At 53.0% G+C, this 16,697-nt stretch carries 20 protein-coding genes and 1 riboswitch; of the genes, 2 read left to right on the plus strand and 18 right to left on the minus strand.

All coding sequences use genetic code 11. The features are described from left to right. Positions 1 to 20: 20 nt before the first annotated feature. A complete protein-coding gene (locus CIG75_RS20185; protein WP_094238213.1) occupies positions 21 to 530 on the minus strand; it encodes a hypothetical protein in 510 nt (169 codons plus the stop codon). Between the two features lie 310 nt (positions 531 to 840). On the opposite strand from CIG75_RS20185, the gene CIG75_RS20190 reads away from it, so the two are divergent. Both CIG75_RS20190 and CIG75_RS20900 read left to right on the plus strand, forming a co-directional pair. Further along, positions 841 to 1,218, plus strand: coding sequence for a helix-turn-helix domain-containing protein (locus CIG75_RS20190; protein ID WP_094238214.1), 378 nt, complete (start codon positions 841 to 843; stop codon positions 1,216 to 1,218). Between the two features lie 110 nt (positions 1,219 to 1,328). Next, positions 1,329 to 1,431, plus strand: a riboswitch (cyclic di-GMP riboswitch). Between the two features lie 61 nt (positions 1,432 to 1,492). Further along, complete coding sequence (locus tag CIG75_RS20900) at positions 1,493 to 1,669, plus strand: hypothetical protein (RefSeq protein WP_157729666.1); 177 nt, start codon at positions 1,493 to 1,495, stop codon at positions 1,667 to 1,669. A 44-nt stretch (positions 1,670 to 1,713) separates the two neighbouring features. Here CIG75_RS20900 and CIG75_RS20195 read toward each other — a convergent pair whose 3' ends face one another. The 17 genes from CIG75_RS20195 to mfd form a co-directional block, all read right to left on the minus strand. Continuing rightward, positions 1,714 to 3,321, minus strand: a complete 1,608-nt coding sequence (locus CIG75_RS20195) for a CTP synthase (RefSeq protein WP_094238215.1) — start codon at positions 3,319 to 3,321, stop codon at positions 1,714 to 1,716. A gap of 218 nt (positions 3,322 to 3,539) precedes the next feature. Further along, complete coding sequence (gene rpoE / locus CIG75_RS20200) at positions 3,540 to 4,085, minus strand: DNA-directed RNA polymerase subunit delta (protein WP_094238216.1); 546 nt, start codon at positions 4,083 to 4,085, stop codon at positions 3,540 to 3,542. 393 nt (positions 4,086 to 4,478) lie between these two features. Further along, on the minus strand, positions 4,479 to 4,616 hold the full coding sequence (locus CIG75_RS20905) for a hypothetical protein (RefSeq protein ID WP_157729667.1): 138 nt from the start codon (positions 4,614 to 4,616) through the stop codon (positions 4,479 to 4,481). A gap of 206 nt (positions 4,617 to 4,822) precedes the next feature. After that, complete coding sequence (locus CIG75_RS20205) at positions 4,823 to 5,017, minus strand: hypothetical protein (protein ID WP_094238217.1); 195 nt, start codon at positions 5,015 to 5,017, stop codon at positions 4,823 to 4,825. Between the two features lie 233 nt (positions 5,018 to 5,250). Continuing rightward, on the minus strand, positions 5,251 to 5,754 hold the full coding sequence (locus CIG75_RS20210; RefSeq protein ID WP_094238218.1) for a S1 domain-containing RNA-binding protein: 504 nt from the start codon (positions 5,752 to 5,754) through the stop codon (positions 5,251 to 5,253). Positions 5,755 to 5,842: 88 nt separating this feature from the next. Beyond that, positions 5,843 to 6,208: an FtsB family cell division protein gene (locus CIG75_RS20215; protein WP_094238219.1), complete on the minus strand. Its 366-nt coding sequence runs from the start codon at positions 6,206 to 6,208 to the stop codon at positions 5,843 to 5,845. Between the two features lie 19 nt (positions 6,209 to 6,227). Further along, complete coding sequence (yabQ, locus tag CIG75_RS20220; protein ID WP_094238220.1) at positions 6,228 to 6,911, minus strand: spore cortex biosynthesis protein YabQ; 684 nt, start codon at positions 6,909 to 6,911, stop codon at positions 6,228 to 6,230. A 24-nt stretch (positions 6,912 to 6,935) separates the two neighbouring features. Beyond that, entirely contained in the window at positions 6,936 to 7,235 is a 300-nt protein-coding gene (gene yabP, locus CIG75_RS20225; protein ID WP_094238221.1) for a sporulation protein YabP, read from the minus strand. Positions 7,236 to 7,348: 113 nt separating this feature from the next. After that, complete coding sequence (locus tag CIG75_RS20230; RefSeq protein WP_094238222.1) at positions 7,349 to 7,648, minus strand: RNA-binding S4 domain-containing protein; 300 nt, start codon at positions 7,646 to 7,648, stop codon at positions 7,349 to 7,351. Between the two features lie 4 nt (positions 7,649 to 7,652). After that, positions 7,653 to 7,925: an HU family DNA-binding protein gene (locus CIG75_RS20235; protein WP_094238223.1), complete on the minus strand. Its 273-nt coding sequence runs from the start codon at positions 7,923 to 7,925 to the stop codon at positions 7,653 to 7,655. Positions 7,926 to 8,049: 124 nt separating this feature from the next. Further along, positions 8,050 to 9,528, minus strand: coding sequence for a bifunctional methyltransferase/pyrophosphohydrolase YabN (gene yabN, locus CIG75_RS20240; RefSeq protein ID WP_094238224.1), 1,479 nt, complete (start codon positions 9,526 to 9,528; stop codon positions 8,050 to 8,052). Between the two features lie 24 nt (positions 9,529 to 9,552). Continuing rightward, on the minus strand, positions 9,553 to 11,175 hold the full coding sequence (locus CIG75_RS20245) for a putative polysaccharide biosynthesis protein (RefSeq protein WP_157729668.1): 1,623 nt from the start codon (positions 11,173 to 11,175) through the stop codon (positions 9,553 to 9,555). Positions 11,176 to 11,334: 159 nt separating this feature from the next. Next, positions 11,335 to 11,877 (minus strand): stage V sporulation protein T, encoded by a 543-nt coding sequence (gene spoVT, locus CIG75_RS20250; RefSeq protein ID WP_094238226.1) that lies wholly within the window; start codon positions 11,875 to 11,877, stop codon positions 11,335 to 11,337. Positions 11,878 to 12,158: 281 nt separating this feature from the next. Next, entirely contained in the window at positions 12,159 to 12,377 is a 219-nt protein-coding gene (locus tag CIG75_RS20255; protein WP_094238227.1) for a hypothetical protein, read from the minus strand. 2 nt (positions 12,378 to 12,379) lie between these two features. Next, positions 12,380 to 12,658, minus strand: a complete 279-nt coding sequence (locus tag CIG75_RS20260; protein ID WP_094238228.1) for a hypothetical protein — start codon at positions 12,656 to 12,658, stop codon at positions 12,380 to 12,382. After that, positions 12,655 to 12,972 (minus strand): hypothetical protein, encoded by a 318-nt coding sequence (locus CIG75_RS20265; protein WP_094238229.1) that lies wholly within the window; start codon positions 12,970 to 12,972, stop codon positions 12,655 to 12,657. Before CIG75_RS20265 ends, CIG75_RS20260 begins: the two co-directional genes overlap by 4 nt. A gap of 135 nt (positions 12,973 to 13,107) precedes the next feature. Next, entirely contained in the window at positions 13,108 to 16,653 is a 3,546-nt protein-coding gene (gene mfd, locus CIG75_RS20270; RefSeq protein ID WP_094238230.1) for a transcription-repair coupling factor, read from the minus strand. Positions 16,654 to 16,697 lie beyond the last annotated feature (44 nt).

Genomic DNA, 16,697 nt, shown 5'->3' on the forward strand with positions numbered 1-16,697 from the left:
ACAGTCCTCCTTGCGTGTAGTTAAGCCAGCGGAGGAGGCGTTTGAGAGTGGTTCTGCTGCAAATCGGCAGGTTGCGGCGACGAGCGGTAGTGATCAACAGATGATTCCGGTTCGGGTGCCGTCACCTCTTGATTCTCTTCCGGTGCCGCCTCCTTGTCTTCTTCCGGCAGGGCAGGTTGCTCTTCCGTTGTTGCCGGGGCGTCGTCTTGATTTTTGTGCGGCTTACAATGTCCATAGCCGTTACCTGGCGGATGCGGTTTGTGCTTGTCGCCGTTGCGATGGGTGTCTTCGTCACAAAAGTTAGCTGCTGCTTTGACCGTCGAAGCGTTGACTACACTCGCTGTAAACAGCGCATTGGTCGACCCTGTGTTCTCAACCCCCAGCAAGATGGTCGTCGAGAAAGCTGTCATCGCGGTGACCATCATCATCCCCCACCGTTTGCGTCGCTCTTTGCGCAGGCGTCGGTTGTGTTCCAGATGCGATTCCTGTCCCTGCGGTTCGTGGGAATCGAACGACTCGATGCCGTCCACCTCCTTCCTTGCTCAGCCTCGCTGTCGTCTTACATCATCACTTTATGACCTATATAACGAACAAAGAACTACAAATTTCGACCATGTTTTCTTTTTATCGAACATATTTTAGTGATCGACAGCATTCGCTTGGCGGCCATCGTATTCCAAAAATTTCGCGAGCTATATGAATGACGATTTAACGAATTAACCTTCACCCGGGACTATCTGTATAGCAAGTGTCATAAGATACTACTAGTCATCCTTATTTACCAGTCGGGAAATCGTTTGTTACAATAGAAGTGCGTAACGAAAAGAAGGAGGGATACCTTTGCTCGGGACGAAGATACGTCAACTTCGTAAAGAAAGAGGGCTGAGTCTTGGTGAGTTGGCTTTGCGAGCCGACTGTGCGAAGAGTTACCTGAGTGACATCGAGCGCGGTGTCCGTGACAATCCATCGATCCAATTCATTGAGAAGATCGCGTTGGTGTTGGAAGTGCCGACCGAGTTCTTTTTCGATAAGAGTTACACCACAGCCGAAATGCTGGCGAACGAGTTAGCGCCTGAGATGATCGAATTGGTTAAACAGCTCGACCTCGGCTGGTTGCAGTTGACCCAGCAGGCGGCATCCAGCGGCTTGACCAAAGAGCAGTTTCAAGAGTTTATCGAATATGCGCGCTGGAAATCATCCCAATCTTCCGGCGACTAGCAAAAAACCGTTTCATTTTGCCCTGGTGCCGTGGCATAAATGGAGCGGTTTTTTGCATGGTAGGTCTAGAAACAAGACGATCTCCATAATCTTTGTAACGGAGTACCGCCGAGTGTCAAAGGTAAACCATGTGAAAGCATGGGACACAAAGCCTCGGGCCTAAGGTGAGGAGGATGTGGGGGTCATCTTCGCGATGGCAGCCGGGCTGCCGACAGAGCTTTTGCATAGCAGAGGATTTTCACGTTTCTATCAGGGGTAGGGGGAACGAAACGCAATGCAAATGCCCGCTTTTCTCACACGCTTCACCATGAAGCAACAACTGATCGAACTGGAAGCGACGGACAGTGTTACCCATCCGCTTCCGATGCCTCAGACGATGCGGCTCGGTCCGAAACCAATTCCGAATCCGCGCCGCACCGTTCCGAAGCAAATGAAAGAGCCGATCTCCTAATCAGGAGATCGGCTCTTTTGTTTGGCAGATCGCGTCCGTTCGTTTTATCGGTTATTGCGTACTTCCAATGCCGCTTTTACAAAATCGCGGAACAGCGGCTGCGGGCGGTTCGGGCGTGACGTGAATTCGGGATGGAACTGTGACGCCACAAACCACGGATGATCGGCAAGTTCGATGATCTCCACCAGACGACCGTCCGGTGAAGTGCCGGAGAAATGGAAACCATGTTTCTTCATCTCTTCACGGTATTCATTGTTGAACTCGTAGCGGTGGCGATGGCGCTCATAGATCAGCGAGTCGCCATACGCCTCATACGCTTTCGTGCCGTTTTCGATCTTGCACGGATAGAGGCCGAGGCGCAGTGTGCCACCGAGGTCTTCGATGTCCTTTTGCTCCGGGAGCAGGTCGATCACCGGTGCGCTGGTCAGTTCGTTGATCTCACTGGAATTCGCATCGGCATAACCGAGCACGTTGCGCGCGTATTCGATGCAGGCAACCTGCATACCCAGACAGATGCCGAGGAACGGGATCTTCTTCTCGCGGGCATAACGGGTCGCGATGATCTTGCCTTCCACCCCGCGATCACCAAATCCGCCCGGTACGAGAATACCGTCTGCGCTGGCCAACAGCTCGTCCACATTGCCCTCGGTGACTTCCTCTGCCGGAATCCAATCGATCTCGATGTTCGAATCGGCTGCAAACCCGGCATGGTACAGCGCTTCTGCCACCGAAATGTACGCATCGCGCAAGGCGACATATTTGCCGACGAGGGCGATCTTCGTCGTGTGTTGCAAGTTCTTGACTTTGTTGACCAGTTCGATCCACTCGGTCATGTCCGCTTCTGGCACATCAAATCCGAAATGGCGCACGACGAGCGAATCGAGCCCCTCTTCTTGGAACATCAGCGGCAGGTCATACAGCGTATCCGCATCGCGCGATTCGATGACCGCATCTTGATCGGTGTCGCAGAACAGGGCGATCTTGCGCTTCACATCGAGCGACAGCGGCATCGTGGTCCGGCAGACGATGATGTTTGGCGTGATCCCGATCGAGCGCAGTTCCTTGACGGAGTGCTGTGTCGGCTTCGTCTTCATTTCGCCCGCTTTTCCAAGATACGGCATCAAAGTGACATGGATATACATCACATTCTCACGACCGACATCCGACTTGATCTGTCGGATCGCTTCCAGAAACGGCAAGGATTCGATGTCGCCAACCGTGCCGCCGATCTCGGTGATCACCACGTCGGCCGACGTGTCTTTCGCCGCGCGGAAAACGCGTTCCTTGATCTCGTTGGTGATGTGGGGAATCACCTGTACCGTTCCGCCGAGATAGTCGCCGCGGCGCTCCTTCGAGATGACCGACCAGTAGACTTTCCCCGTCGTGATGTTGTTGTTTTTCGACAGATTGATGTCGATAAAGCGCTCGTAATGGCCGAGGTCGAGGTCCGTTTCCGCCCCGTCATCTGTGACAAATACTTCCCCATGCTGATACGGGCTCATCGTGCCCGGGTCAATGTTGATGTACGGGTCAAATTTTTGGATGGTGACTTTCAAACCGCGGTTCTTCAACAGCCGTCCGAGGGACGCTGCGGTGATCCCTTTCCCGAGCGAAGATACAACGCCGCCTGTGACAAAAATATACTTAGCCATGCCTTGCTGTGCCCCCTATGTATTGCGTGGTTGAATGTAGTGTCTCAATCCGTACACAAAAAAAAACGAATCCGTTCGTTTTTTCCAAAATACCTTTTGTATCTTAGCGTTCCGTTTCCGTGTTGTCAATAGAAGACCAGCAAAAAGAGCCGCGCCCTTTTCAGGTTCGCGGCTTTGTTCGTTATATCGAATGGCAATGTGGTGCTTGGTACTGCTACTTAGAACTCGTCTTCCTCTTCATCATAGGAATCGAGATCTTCCTCTTCGTCAGACTCCTCGATTTCATCCTCTTCGAAATCCTCGTCGGCTGCCGCTTCATCGTCGCCGTCTTCCGCATCTGCGTCGAGATCATCCTCTTCGTCAGCGCTATAGTCACCGAAGGAATCATCTTCGTCCGCTTCTTCCTCGAACGAGTCATCTTCTTCATCGTAGAAGTCGTCATCATCGTCCATATCTTTGCGGACGAATTTCTTGCCGGTGGCAGCCTTTTCAGGAGCAGCTTTATCGGTCGGATACCAACGCTTGAGGCCCCACACGTTGCTACCGATGCAGACAAATCGGCCGTCGATGTTGATCTCGGTGTACAAACGCGCGATCACTTCGTTGACTTGCTCCTCGGTCAGCCCTTTCAGACGCGCCAGCTCGGCCATCAGATCGCGAAAATGGTACGGCTTGTTGGTGGTGCGAAGAACTTGATACGCAAGGTCCACGAGGGACAGCTCCGCGATTTGCTGCGGGTTCAAATGCAATGCGTGTTCGGACAAGGCCGGCACTTCCTTTCCGTTTCAACTTATGTATGTACAAATTCGACACATCCTGCGGTGAGTGAGTCCAATACTCTAGTCTAGCCACCCACAGGAAGAATATTCATTTGCAAACAGACAGCAAGACCGATTATATCACAAAAATGCAGGAGGTAAAAGGGTTCCCACAAAAACTTGGGGGCATACTACCAGCAAAGACGATCTAAGGAGGCGGACATCATCAGTCACTATGTTTGGTCATATATCGGGATCACGCTCGCGGTGGTAGTGTTAAGCGGGGTATCCATCTGGTGGGTGTACTCGAAGTACCGTCGGAAAGCCAAATAGCCTGCTCAGGGCGCCTGCAAAGACCAAAGCCACCCAGCTGAATGGGTGGCTTTGGTTTTGCCGAGCTTATTTGGTTTTATCGAACTTTTTGACATATGCAAGCCAATAGCCAAAGCGCGACCAGTACTGCTCAATTTCCTTAATCCGCAACTCGTGACATTTTTCCAGATTGTACTCTTGGATGTCGTTCAGGTTAAAACCCACAATGATTCCCTCCAACGTCTTGCCTTTTTTATCGTGATGTTTCCGGCTGACGATATACCTTATGTAGGAGGAACTCGTTTGTGAACGGCTTTTATTAAAATGGAACTATTCCGAAAATTAATTAGATTTGGACTCCTTGTCGGAAAATAAAAAAACCCTCCCGCGGGTGGAGAAGGTTTTTTCGGGTTCCCGCGCCTCTCATTCCATTAGGAAGGCGAAACTTGGGACGAAATGACCGCAGACGCAACCATGACCACAACAGAGATGAACATGAAGCCTGCCAAACCCAACTTGCGTTGCTTGATCATGGATACCATCGTGAATACGCTGAGCACCGCGAAGATCAGGAACACAAACGCGATGGAATACGGATGGAGCGTCATTCCTTCGAACAACATCATAAGACTGTCACCTCTTAACTTCATATGATGAAAACTAACATTCCATAGAATAGACCGTTCCACAGACTATTTTATTATAATGAACAACTACATGTTGTGTCAAAACGGGAAACTTTATGTAGATCCCGTGAACAAAATATTGGAAACGGACGAAGGTATGGAAGGTGCGACAGAACAAAAGGCACCTCCAAGAAAACTGTCTGGAGATGCCGTTGTTGACTATCTTGAAAGGATTAGCCTCTTCGGCCGCCACGCCCGCCGCGTTTCGATTCATGACGCTTGAGGGCAGAAAGACGGTCTTCGCTTTCCTTCATGAAGCGAGCCACTTTATCTTCAAAATTAACTCGGCCGCCACCACCTTGCGGACGTCCACCACCACGGTTACCGCCACCACCGCGCGGTCTGTCATCACGGCCGCCTTGCGGACGATCGGGACGAGGAGGACGGTCACCGCCGCGTGCAAAGTCACGCTTCGGACCAGGAGCTGCCTGACCGGGCTGCGGTTCTTTCGCTTGGCGGATCGAAAGGCCAATCTTACCGTCTTTGTCAACATTGATGACTTTGACGGTCACTTCGTCGTTGACTTTCAGATGATCATTAATGTCTTTTACGTAGGTGTCTGCAATTTCAGAGATATGCACGAGACCTGTGACGTTGCCGGGCAGTAACACGAATGCACCAAAGTTGGTGATGCCGGTTACTTTCCCTTCCAGTTTACTGCCCAATTCAATGGCCATGTTCGAGAAAGCTCCTCCTTAAGGGTGAACACAAGTTTCCAACTAAAATTATAACGAGAGAACCCCAATAATTCAAGAAGGGAGACGTTTACTGTTTTGGTTGCACGAACAGCGTTTCTCCGTCTTTTACCATCAGGTACTTTTTACGAGCTAGTTCTGCGATATAATTCGGGTCGTTGAGTTGATCAATTTTCGTCAGGAGTTCCTGATTGGTCTCCTTGATCTGCAGAATCTCCGTACTGAGTTGCTGTTGATCCTGCTTGAGTCGATCGAAGTCGGGTGACTGCACGAAGAAGAACACATAACCAGCCCAGGTGAGGAAGCCCAGAAGCAACAGATTGCGCACCTTCCATCTCTTCCTCGTTTTCTTTGGCGCCATGTTGCGGGTCGGAGAATTCTTCTTCTCCGGTTCTTGCGGCAGCGGCAATACATTCGAACGAGCCGGTTTGTTCAACGTGTTCTCCTCCTGTTCGTCAGCGCTTCGGCGGAATGTTATTGTCGTCCTGATCTTTATCGACTAACCATTTCGCCACGGAGCGCAGAAATCCTTTCCACTTCCTGCGCACCTTCCCGCTAAATTTTCGAAGAGGAGCCAGCCATGTTTCGATCATTTTTGCCAACGGTTTGAACATCGGCTCAATCAACGGGCGAATGGTCCACCTGTATAGTGTGCGCCCAAGACACGAGACCATGCGCAAGAGCGGCTGGAACGGCCAGAGGATCAGGCGCTCGATCATGGCAGCCATTCGGTCGATCATGCGCCAAAGGGCGAGCAGAGCCGTCCCAATCCAGACCAGCGGCGTGACAACGAACAACAGAAACAGGCGATAGAGCAGTTTCATAAAATACGTGATCGCAAGCACCATTCCGACCGTACTGCCAACCACCAGTTTACGCAACAGCAGGCGATAAAGTACGAGGCCGATCCCTAAGAGGATGAACACATAAAACCGAACGTCAGCATGGTTCGCTTCGTGTAACGACCAGAGCACCAGGATGAGGGCGAACACCCAAAATGTGAAGTCGAGTATCGGCCCAGTCCAGCGCAAATATTTCCACTCCTGCAAGATCGTGCGATAGACATCATAAACGGCACCGAGCACGGCGCCGCTTAGACTCATCGCCAGGATGGTGAGGTATTGCGTGTACAGGCTCATACCAGTCTCCCCTTTCCGGTCTCCCTAGCGGAAGAGTTTGCTGAACAAGCCTTTCGCTTTCTCACCTGCCGTCATCCCTTCGTCAAAGTACCCCATGTCATAGATCAAACCTTCAATCGCCACAATCCCGTTTTCCAGGTTCAGCGTCTTGATGTGCAAATTTTCTCCGCGAATGGCCAGAAAGCCGTACTGCGTCTTCAGGACGAACTCCTGAGCATCAAAACTCTCGACGTTGAGCACGCCGTTGACCTCAAGGTTTTGCCTGTTGCGGAGGATGACTTCGTGCTGCGGGTAATTTTTGGTGCGCAAACGATCATCAGACATCAGATTGTTCCTCCTCCTCATTCCTTTGGTACAATCTATGCGATGGGTCGTCCGCCTACTACAAAAAAAACAGAGCATCAGACCAGTTCCTGGTCTGATGCTCTATGTACGTATTACGCTTCATCCTCTTCGTCGTCATCGTCCAGGTCGGGCTCGCCCGAACGTCTCGTCTCCGAGAGGATCGTATACATTTGGGCGGCGAGGTCCTTTTTCGCAGATTCCTGCAGAACCTCGATGCGTGCTTCCACGATCTTCTGGCCAAACGTCACCGTCAGCACATCACCGACCGAAACGGCGGTGCTGGCTTTAGCCGGGCGTCCATTGATCGAGATACGGCCCTGATCGCAAACTTCTTTGGCCAGGGTGCGCCGCTTGATCAGGCGGGACACTTTGAGGAATTTATCGAGGCGCATCGGCTTACTTCGTCGCTTCCTTCAGTTTGTTGCCCGGTTTGAATGCCGGTACAACCGATTCCGGAATCGTGATCTCAGCACCAGTAGCCGGGTTGCGACCGGAGCGTGCTGCGCGTTTACGGGTTTCGAACGTGCCAAAACCGATCAGTTGCACTTTGTCGCCTGCTGCGAGCGCTTCTTCGATCGTTTCCAAAAAGCTGTTAACCGCAAGCTCAGCGTCTTTTTTCTTCAGACCGGATTTCTCTGCCACTGCGGTGATCAGTTCTACTTTGTTCATGGTAAAAAAATGCCCCTTTCCAAAAGCCCATGGTGTTTGTGGGATAAAAAATACCAAGAGGTATTTCGTGCTTTCGTTGTGAGATTCCTGCAACCTTCCATAAATTTGCGGACAGGTTGGGCAACTACCGTTGTTTCGCCTCGTTCCACAGGCGATCCATTTCTTCTAGACTGCTTGACTCAGGGCTCTTGCCCTGTTCGCGCAGTCGCTCCTCGATGTACTGGAAGCGGTCGCGGAATTTCAGGTTGGTGCGGGCGAGCGATTCTTCCGGATCGACCGTTAAGAAACGAGCCAAATTGATCATCGCAAAGAGCAGATCGCCAAATTCGTCCGCGTGATCGGTCGTCTCCTGCAACTCTTGCAGCTCTTCTTTTACTTTCCCATATACATCGGCGATGTCATCCCAATCGAATCCAACTTTCGCCGCTTTGTTCTGCAGTTTGATGGCTGCGGTCACAGACGGCAATCCGCGCGGGATCTCGTCGAGCATCGACTGTGCCGTCTCGCCCTTCTCCGCTTTTTCCTGCGCTTTGATCTCCGCCCAGTTTGCGACGACCGCTTCAGGCGTATCAGCTTCCATCCCGCCGCCAAAGACGTGCGGGTGGCGACGGATCATCTTGTCTGTCACCAAGCGGATCACCTCATAGATGTCAAACGTGCCCTCCTCGGCGCCGATCTGCGCATGGAGCACGATCTGCAACAGCACATCGCCCAACTCATCGGCGAGCGCAAATGGATCATCCTGATCGATCGCATCGGCCGCTTCATACGCCTCTTCCAGCAGATACTTGCGCAGCGATTGGTGGGTCTGTTTCAAATCCCACGGACAGCCCGTGTCCGGATCGCGCAACGCTTTGATGACCTCGACAAACTTCCACATTTGACGGTTGACGACTTCTGCCGCGTCAGTCTTCGGGACAAAAAGCGAGGTGAGGTGGTCGATAAAATCCAGTCGGTCTAGCTCGTACAGCGGCACCGTAACCACTTTTTCCTCCCCTGCTACACCAAGCGCACGCACCACCGTCACTTCGTACTCATCCGAATACTGCTCCATCAAGGTCAGCTTGATGTCCGATGCCACATCCTGCGAATAGACCTGCATGATCACCGTGTTCAGGCCGGGGTTGAGCTGGCGAGGCAACAGGCTTGTCCCATCGAGCAGCAACATCCCGTCGGCCGGATCACTGCCGACATGGACGAGCAGATCGTCGAGAAAGGAATGGCCCGGGCCGATCTCAATCTCTACGCCAGCCGCTTTCCCTTGGCGGCGCAAGTTCTGCACCGTCGTCTCGGCCACGCCTGGATGACCGGGCACCGCGTAAACGATCTGGCCTTTGGTTTGCGCTTCTGTGATCAGATGATCGGTGATGTTTTGATACACGTCTGTGAAATGTTCGGCTTGCTCATAAAAGTGATCAAGCGCAACGAAGACGATCCCCTTGTCGCGGAGATCGTCTACTACAGGATGGCGTTCGGTGCGAAAATAGATCGCACCGCCTGCGCCCTGCTGCTGTTCTAATATTGTATAGGTACCGAGGGGCAGCCCGCTCCACGAGCCAGGCCCAAGCCCGACGACTGTCACTTTCGCCAGAGAAGAACTCATTGCAGAAATCACTCCTTACCGCCGTTAGCGGATCAATCCAAGTTTTGAGAACAGATCGGCCAGTTTCGGCCCCACCTTCGGAATGGCCATCATGTCGGAGCGCGTCACCGTCCCGGTCACCAGCAGCGCCACCGTGTAGACGAGCGAGGCAGCCCCGATCGCCCCAAGTGAAACGAGCGCTGCGGCCATCCGCTCTGAGTCGCTGTGCTGGGCCAGATAAGGCCAAAGTTCGCGCACGCAGCTGTATGCGGCCACCGCCATCAAGAAGGTGGCCAAGAGCGGGCGAAACAACATCGCGCGCAAGTCGAACACCACACCGGTATGGCGGTACATGCTGTATAGGTTCATGATCGAAGCGATCAGATACGAGATCACCGTCGCCAATGCCGCGCCGTTGATCCCCCAGATCGGTACGAACAGGAAGTTGAGGCCGAGCTTGGCGAGCGCGCCGATAAACAGATTGCGCACCGGGATGTAGATCACGCCGATGCCTTGCAGAATCGAACTGGTCGTCAATTGAATGGACGAGAACAGCGTGGCCGCCGCGATCGCGATGATCGCCTGCGTGCCTTCCGTATTTTTAAAGAGCATGATATCGACCGGGGCAGCCAACAGCGCCAAGCCCACAGCGGACGGCAGGGCCACCAGAATGGTCATGCGCATCGCCATCTCCATGCGGCGTGCGACCAAGCGGCTGTTTTTCACCGCGATCGCCGCCGCGATCGCAGGCAGGAGCGCCGTGCCGATCGCCGACGCAAAGGTCGTCGGAAGCAACATCAATTTAAACGCCCGTCCCGTCAGAAGTCCAAACATCTCCGTCGCTTCCTGCTGCGAGTAGCCGCACGCTTTGAGCAGGTTGACGACGGTGACCACGTCGATATTATTCATCAGCGGCACGACCAGCGCGCCAAGGGAGATCGGCAGGGCGTACCAGCAAAGCTTTTTGATGTGTCCCCAAGTCCGCTGGGGCGGAATTTTGTTTTTAAAACGGACGTCATGACGAAACAGCTCGCGTTTGCGCCAAGCGTAGATGAGCAAGATCAACAAACCGAACACCGCGCCCGTAAAAGCCCCAAACGCAGCACCCGCTGCCGCATGCGCCTCCGAATAGCCCCATTGCAAAAGAATGATCGCCGCCGCCAAAATAGTGCCGACGCGGATCAACTGTTCGGTCACCTGTGAGATCGCCGTCGGCTCCATCCGTTGCCAGCCTTGAAAATAGCCGCGAATCGCACTCATAATCGGCACGACGAGCAGAGCCGGAGCGATCGCTTTGATCGCCAGCGCTGCGTCTGTGTCACCAAACCAAACAGCAAATTGCTCCGCCCCGAAGAACAGGGCGAGAAAGCAGACGATGCCAGACAGGGTCAGCAACACGGAAGAGACGCGAAACACTTTTTTCGCACCTGCGTAATCTCCGAGCGCGATATGTTCGGCGACAAATTTGGAAACGGCGACCGGAAATCCTGCCGTAGACAGGATCAGCAGTGTCGAATAGATCGGATAGGCCATCTGGTACAGGCCGATCCCGCGGTCTCCGATGATGTTTTGCAAAAAGATTGTATAGACAGATCCCAACACTTTGGACAGCAGGCCAGCAAGTCCTAGCACCAATGCCCCGCGCAGGAACAGGTTGCGTTCGGTCATCCACGGCTCCCCCCTCCAGTATAGCATACCTGGCAGAACATCCCTGCAAGGCTTGTTCTCTCTATGCTATGTGGAGGCGGGACGAGTTAGGACAAAATGGGGGCAAGAAAAAGACAGGTCGCCGCCAACAACCTGTCCACGTCTTCATAAACTATAGGATTATTGCTCCATTTGCTTGGCGAGGAAGCCGGCTGCAGTTTCAGCAAGTTTGATTTCGAGTTCGCCCATCTTGACGTTCTCTTCGCGGGAGAGGAGGATGACCGATCCGATCGGGTCACCGCCGGCGATGATCGGGGCGGTGACATGTGCGGCAAACGTTTCTGCCCTGTCGCGGGTGATGCCATACTCGCCCGGTGTGAAGCCGGTCATCGTCTTGCGCTCATCCATCGCTTTTTCCACATCGGGTCCGATCGGTTTTTCCATAAAATCTTTCTTGGAAGAGCCCGAGACGGCGATGATCACATCGCGGTCGGTGATCAGGCAGATGTGTCCTAGCGTTTCGGCCAACGACTCCGCATACTCTTTTGCAAAATCGCCAAGTTCGCCGATCGGCGAGTATTTCTTGAGAATGACTTCACCATCACGGTCTACGAAAATTTCAAGCGGGTCACCTTCACGAATGCGGAGCGTTCTTCTGATTTCCTTCGGAATAACGACACGGCCCAAATCGTCGATTCTGCGTACAATACCTGTTGCCTTCATTTCTTCGATTCGACCTCTCTTTCCTCGGAAGAATGTGAATAAGGGTATGGATAGGTATCTGTGGTCGATCTGTATGTGTTTCGATAGATAGCTATCATCTGTTGGAATTATCTTGTCCATCAACCTAGATATTTACCATTGGAACATTGTGGGTGTGCAACCCCTCCTTGCTTTTGGTTGGGAAAGTGAGGTTAGTATGGAGCCTGCTTGGAATCTTTATGCACCTGGAGACAGGTCTTGCATAGGCAAAAAACAACAGGCTGCTGTGTGCCGCCTGTTGCTTATTCGGTCTTGATGATGCCGAACCAGATAGTTTCCACCTTTTCTTCATACAGCCAAAATTCAACATAGGTGCCGCGTTCTCGATCGGCATACGCGATGATCGGCAACCCTTGCTTGTCCAGTTTCGCATAGTGCTGACCATAGGCGTTGATGATGTCTTGTTTCGAGCTCCCGACTCGAATCCCCTTTTGCGTTGCCAGCGCTGAATTGGGACGCACGATCAGTTCGGTGATGTTCCCCCGCCTTTTTCGGTGGCGAATTCAAAACCATCGGGAAGCACGTAGTAGTCATAGAACTCGTGATCTATTGCCGAAAGTTTTACTTTGTCTCCGTACTGCTTGACGAACGACTCCTCTTGCACATTTTGCCCGATCTTCACTCCGCCAATCGCATCTTCTGAAAGGTCGGTTGAGGCTTCGGGCAGGGCATTGTTTGCACATCCTACGAGAAATAGACAATAGGCGAAAAAGACGCTCAGGATCATCGTCCAGCGTTTCATGGTTGACTTCCTCCTTTATTAGAGAAAACTTCTTCTTGCATCGGTTGATCCAACGGGTCGTAGATGATGGCAAACGGGAAATGCTTGGATCGAATGGAGAGGCTGACATTTTGCCCGTTTTCATTCTGATAAGTAACCATATACTCCCCAAAATGTGGATCAAACTCCATCCCTTTGTATTCCAACTGCTTATCGTGATGCTTGACTACCATGTAGACGGTTGCAGTCAATCGCACTTCCGCTTGTTGCATGATCGGGGTAAACTGCAACAAAACTAGTAGTACAGCCAGTAGCAGATATTTTCTTTTCGCCATACTCCTCCCCATCAACCCCTTTCTTGCCTAGAATTGACTTGTAAAAACGAGGATTGCCTGATCAGTCTGAAATTTTACCATATGTAGAAGAAAATAACAAAGCAACAGGCAGACTCGCCTGTTGCTTTTGGTTTGTTAGAGCGCCATGTTATCAACCGTGTCCTGCTCCCTCTTGGGCACGATGTTGTAACAAGTCATGAACTTCTCCAGCGTTTGCAGGATCTCCGCTTCTTTAAGTCCTTTGACCTTGAGCGTGATCACGATCTGCTGTTGTGCGGTCAGTTTCATGCGGTTCGGGAACTCGCGGGTGAGCGAGAACAGTTTTTCGCCGTCGATCTTTTTGTTCTGGTCTTCGTTCAGGCGGATGATCACATCGCCCTGCGGCGTCTGCTTGATCTCGGTCATGCCGTAGCGAATCGCGTTCGCTTTGAGACGCGAGACGGCGAGCAGGTTGCGGACTTCGAGCGGGATATCGCCGAAGCGATCTTCCACTTCTTCCTCCAGATCGCGCACTTCTTCCAGCGTCCTGGCCGCGACAAATTTCTTGTAGATTTCGATCTTCTGCATCGCATCGGTGATATACGTGCCCGGAATGTACGCATCGACCGACAGCTCCACCGTCGGGTCGGGCAGTTTTTCGACCTTCTCGACATCCTCTTTTAACTCCTCGATCGCTTCGGAGAGCATCTGGGAATAGAGGTCGAATCCGACCGAGGCGATAAAGCCGTGCTGCTGAGCGCCGAGCAGGTTGCCCGCCCCGCGGATCGACAGGTCGCGCATCGCGATTTTGAAACCGGAACCGAGCTCGGTAAACTCTTTGATCGCCTGCAGGCGCTTCTCGGCCACTTCGGTCAGCACTTTATTGCGCTGGTAGGTGAAATAGGCGTAGGCGATTCTGTTGGAGCGCCCGACGCGCCCGCGCAGCTGGTAGAGTTGCGAGAGGCCGAGATGGTCAGCATCGTGCACGATCAGCGTGTTCACGTTCGGCACGTCAAGGCCCGTCTCGATGATCGTCGTCGATACGAGTACATCGGCATCCCCTTGTAGGAAATCGAGCATCGTCCGCTCCAGCTCCTCCTCCGGCATCTGGCCGTGTCCGATCAGCACTTTTGCATCGGGGACGAGCTGTTTCAGATGATTGGCCATCTCCTGAATCCCGTTTACTTTATTGTACAGATAGTAGACCTGCCCGCCGCGTCCCAATTCCCGTTCGATCGCTTCTCGCACGATGCCGTCCTGCTGCTCGACGACAAAAGTCTGCACCGGAAAGCGGTTCTCCGGCGGCGTCTCGATCACGGAGAGGTCGCGCACCCCGATCATCGACATGTGCAACGTGCGCGGGATCGGAGTCGCCGTCAGCGTCAATGCATCGACGTTGGTGCGCAGTTGTTTCAGCTTTTCTTTGTGTGACACGCCAAAGCGCTGCTCCTCGTCGATGATCAACAGCCCGAGGTCTTTAAACTCCATCGTTTTGGACAAGATGCGGTGCGTCCCGATCACAATATCGACCGAGCCGTTCTTGATCCCCTTGGTTACCTCGCTGACCTGCCCTTTGGTGCGGAAACGGGAGATCAGTTCCACGTTGACCGGAAAGCCTGCACAGCGCTCTTTGAAGGTCTGGTAATGCTGTTGTGCCAAAATGGTCGTCGGGACGAGCACCGCCACCTGTTTGCCGTCCATCACCGCTTTGAAGGCCGCGCGGATCGCCACTTCCGTTTTCCCATAGCCCACGTCTCCGCAGAGCAGACGGTCCATCGGACGGCCCATCTCCATGTCCTTCTTGATCTCTTTGATACAGCGGAGTTGATCGTCCGTCTCGTTGTAAGGGAACATCGCTTCAAACTCGCGCTGCCACGTCGTATCACCGACAAACGGATGACCTGGCGTCGCTTGGCGTTCGGCATACAGTTTGATCAAATCTTGGGCGATGTCCTGCACCGCCGACTGCACCTTACTTCTGACGCGCTGCCATTCGGAGCCTCCGAGCGAGTATATCTTGGGCTCCTTTTCTTCCTGCCCGATGTATTTTTGGACGAGATCGATCTGCTCGACGGGGACGAACAGCTCGTCTTTGCCTTTGTATTTGATCTGCAGATAGTCTTTGTGAATGCCGAGGATCTCCTTGGTGGAAATCCCCATATATTTGCCGATCCCGTGGTTGACGTGCACCACATAGTCCCCCACTTTGAGGTCTTGGTAGGACTTGATCTTCTGCGCATCTGAAAGCGTCTTCATCTTGCGCGTCTTCTTTTTATTCGTAAAGACTTCCGTTTCGGTGATCACAGCAAGGCGCAGCAAACTCAGTTCAAAACCGGTAGCCAAGTTGCCGATCAAAATCAACGGACCTTGTCTCGTGCCGTCCCATTCATGCAGGATATCGGCCTGCATCTTGTAATCTTCGAGCACGCGCTGTAGCCGTTCAGCCCGCTCCTCGGTCGCCGCCAAAAAGACGACTTGGTACGACAGTTTCGCCCACCGTTCCAATTCGGACTTCAGCACGTTCATCTGCCCGTGGAAATTTTGCATCGAGCGCGTGTTGGTATTGATGATCGCCTGCGGAGTCAAACCGGGGATGGCGCGGGTGAACAGCGAGAACAGCAGCTTGGTGTGCGACTTTTCGGTAAACATGTCGTTGCGCTTTTTGTCCGCGACGAGCCCAGGCAACATTTCGCCATACTCCAGCGCGGTAGTCAGGTTCTCCAAGTCCTCTTTTTCTAACGCTTTGATCGTCTCTTTCAAGCGCCCCGGTTCGTCGTAGATGAACACAGTATCCTGCCGCACATAGCGAAGCAGGTTGAACGGCTGTGGATCGATCAGCTCAAAGTAACGGATCAAGTTGGGAAACCAGATTCCCTGTTCCATCCGATCGAGGTCGGCGCCTATGTTTTCGCGGAGCTTTTCGGCCACCTCGGCGTTTTGCAGTTTGGCTAAATGCGCCTCCAAACGCTTGGACAGTTCAACTCCTGCCGCTTGAATGCGCTCAGGCGGCGCGATCACTTCTCGGATCGGCCAGACCGACACTTCGTCCAGCTTCTCCAACGAGCGCTGGTCGGTCGGGTTGAAACTGCGGATCGAGTCCACCTCGACGTCAAACAGTTCGATGCGCACCGCATCTTCGCGAGTCAGCGGAAACAGATCGACAATGCCGCCACGGACAGAAAATTCCCCTTTGGCCTCCACCATCTCCACGCGTTCATAGCCAAGATAGGAAAGGTGGCGGGAAAGCTCGTCAATTTCGATCTCATCGCCAACTTTTAGCGTCCGAGCAGCTTTTAAAAATTCGTGCGGAGAGGTCAAAGTCTCATGCAGCGCGGCGATCGGGGCGATGATGATCGAGTCCTCTCCGCGCACCAACGACTCCAGCACCGAGAGGCGCGAAGACGCCAGCTCCGGGCTGTAGGCGAGCACATCTGCATACCCCATCTCCCGGTTGGGAAAAAGACGAATCTCCTCTTGCGGCAACAGTTCCAGCAAGTCTTCAATCACCTGCTGAGCCCGCCCCATGCTGTGGGTGACGATCAGAAGCGGACGCGCCAAAGAGCCCCGAATCCCTGCAAGCCAGAGATGCTGAGCTGATCCGGTAAGGCCGGTGATCAGTTGGTCGCGGATGCCGTCCTGACGATTCTGCAAAGCGCGCAGAAAATCGCCATCCGAACTTAAAATTCGAACTAATGATTGCACTCTATCCCCTCCGTAAGAACAAAACCAATACGAGCAAAAAAAAG

Source organism: Tumebacillus algifaecis, assembly GCF_002243515.1.
Classification (GTDB): domain Bacteria; phylum Bacillota; class Bacilli; order Tumebacillales; family Tumebacillaceae; genus Tumebacillus_A; species Tumebacillus_A algifaecis.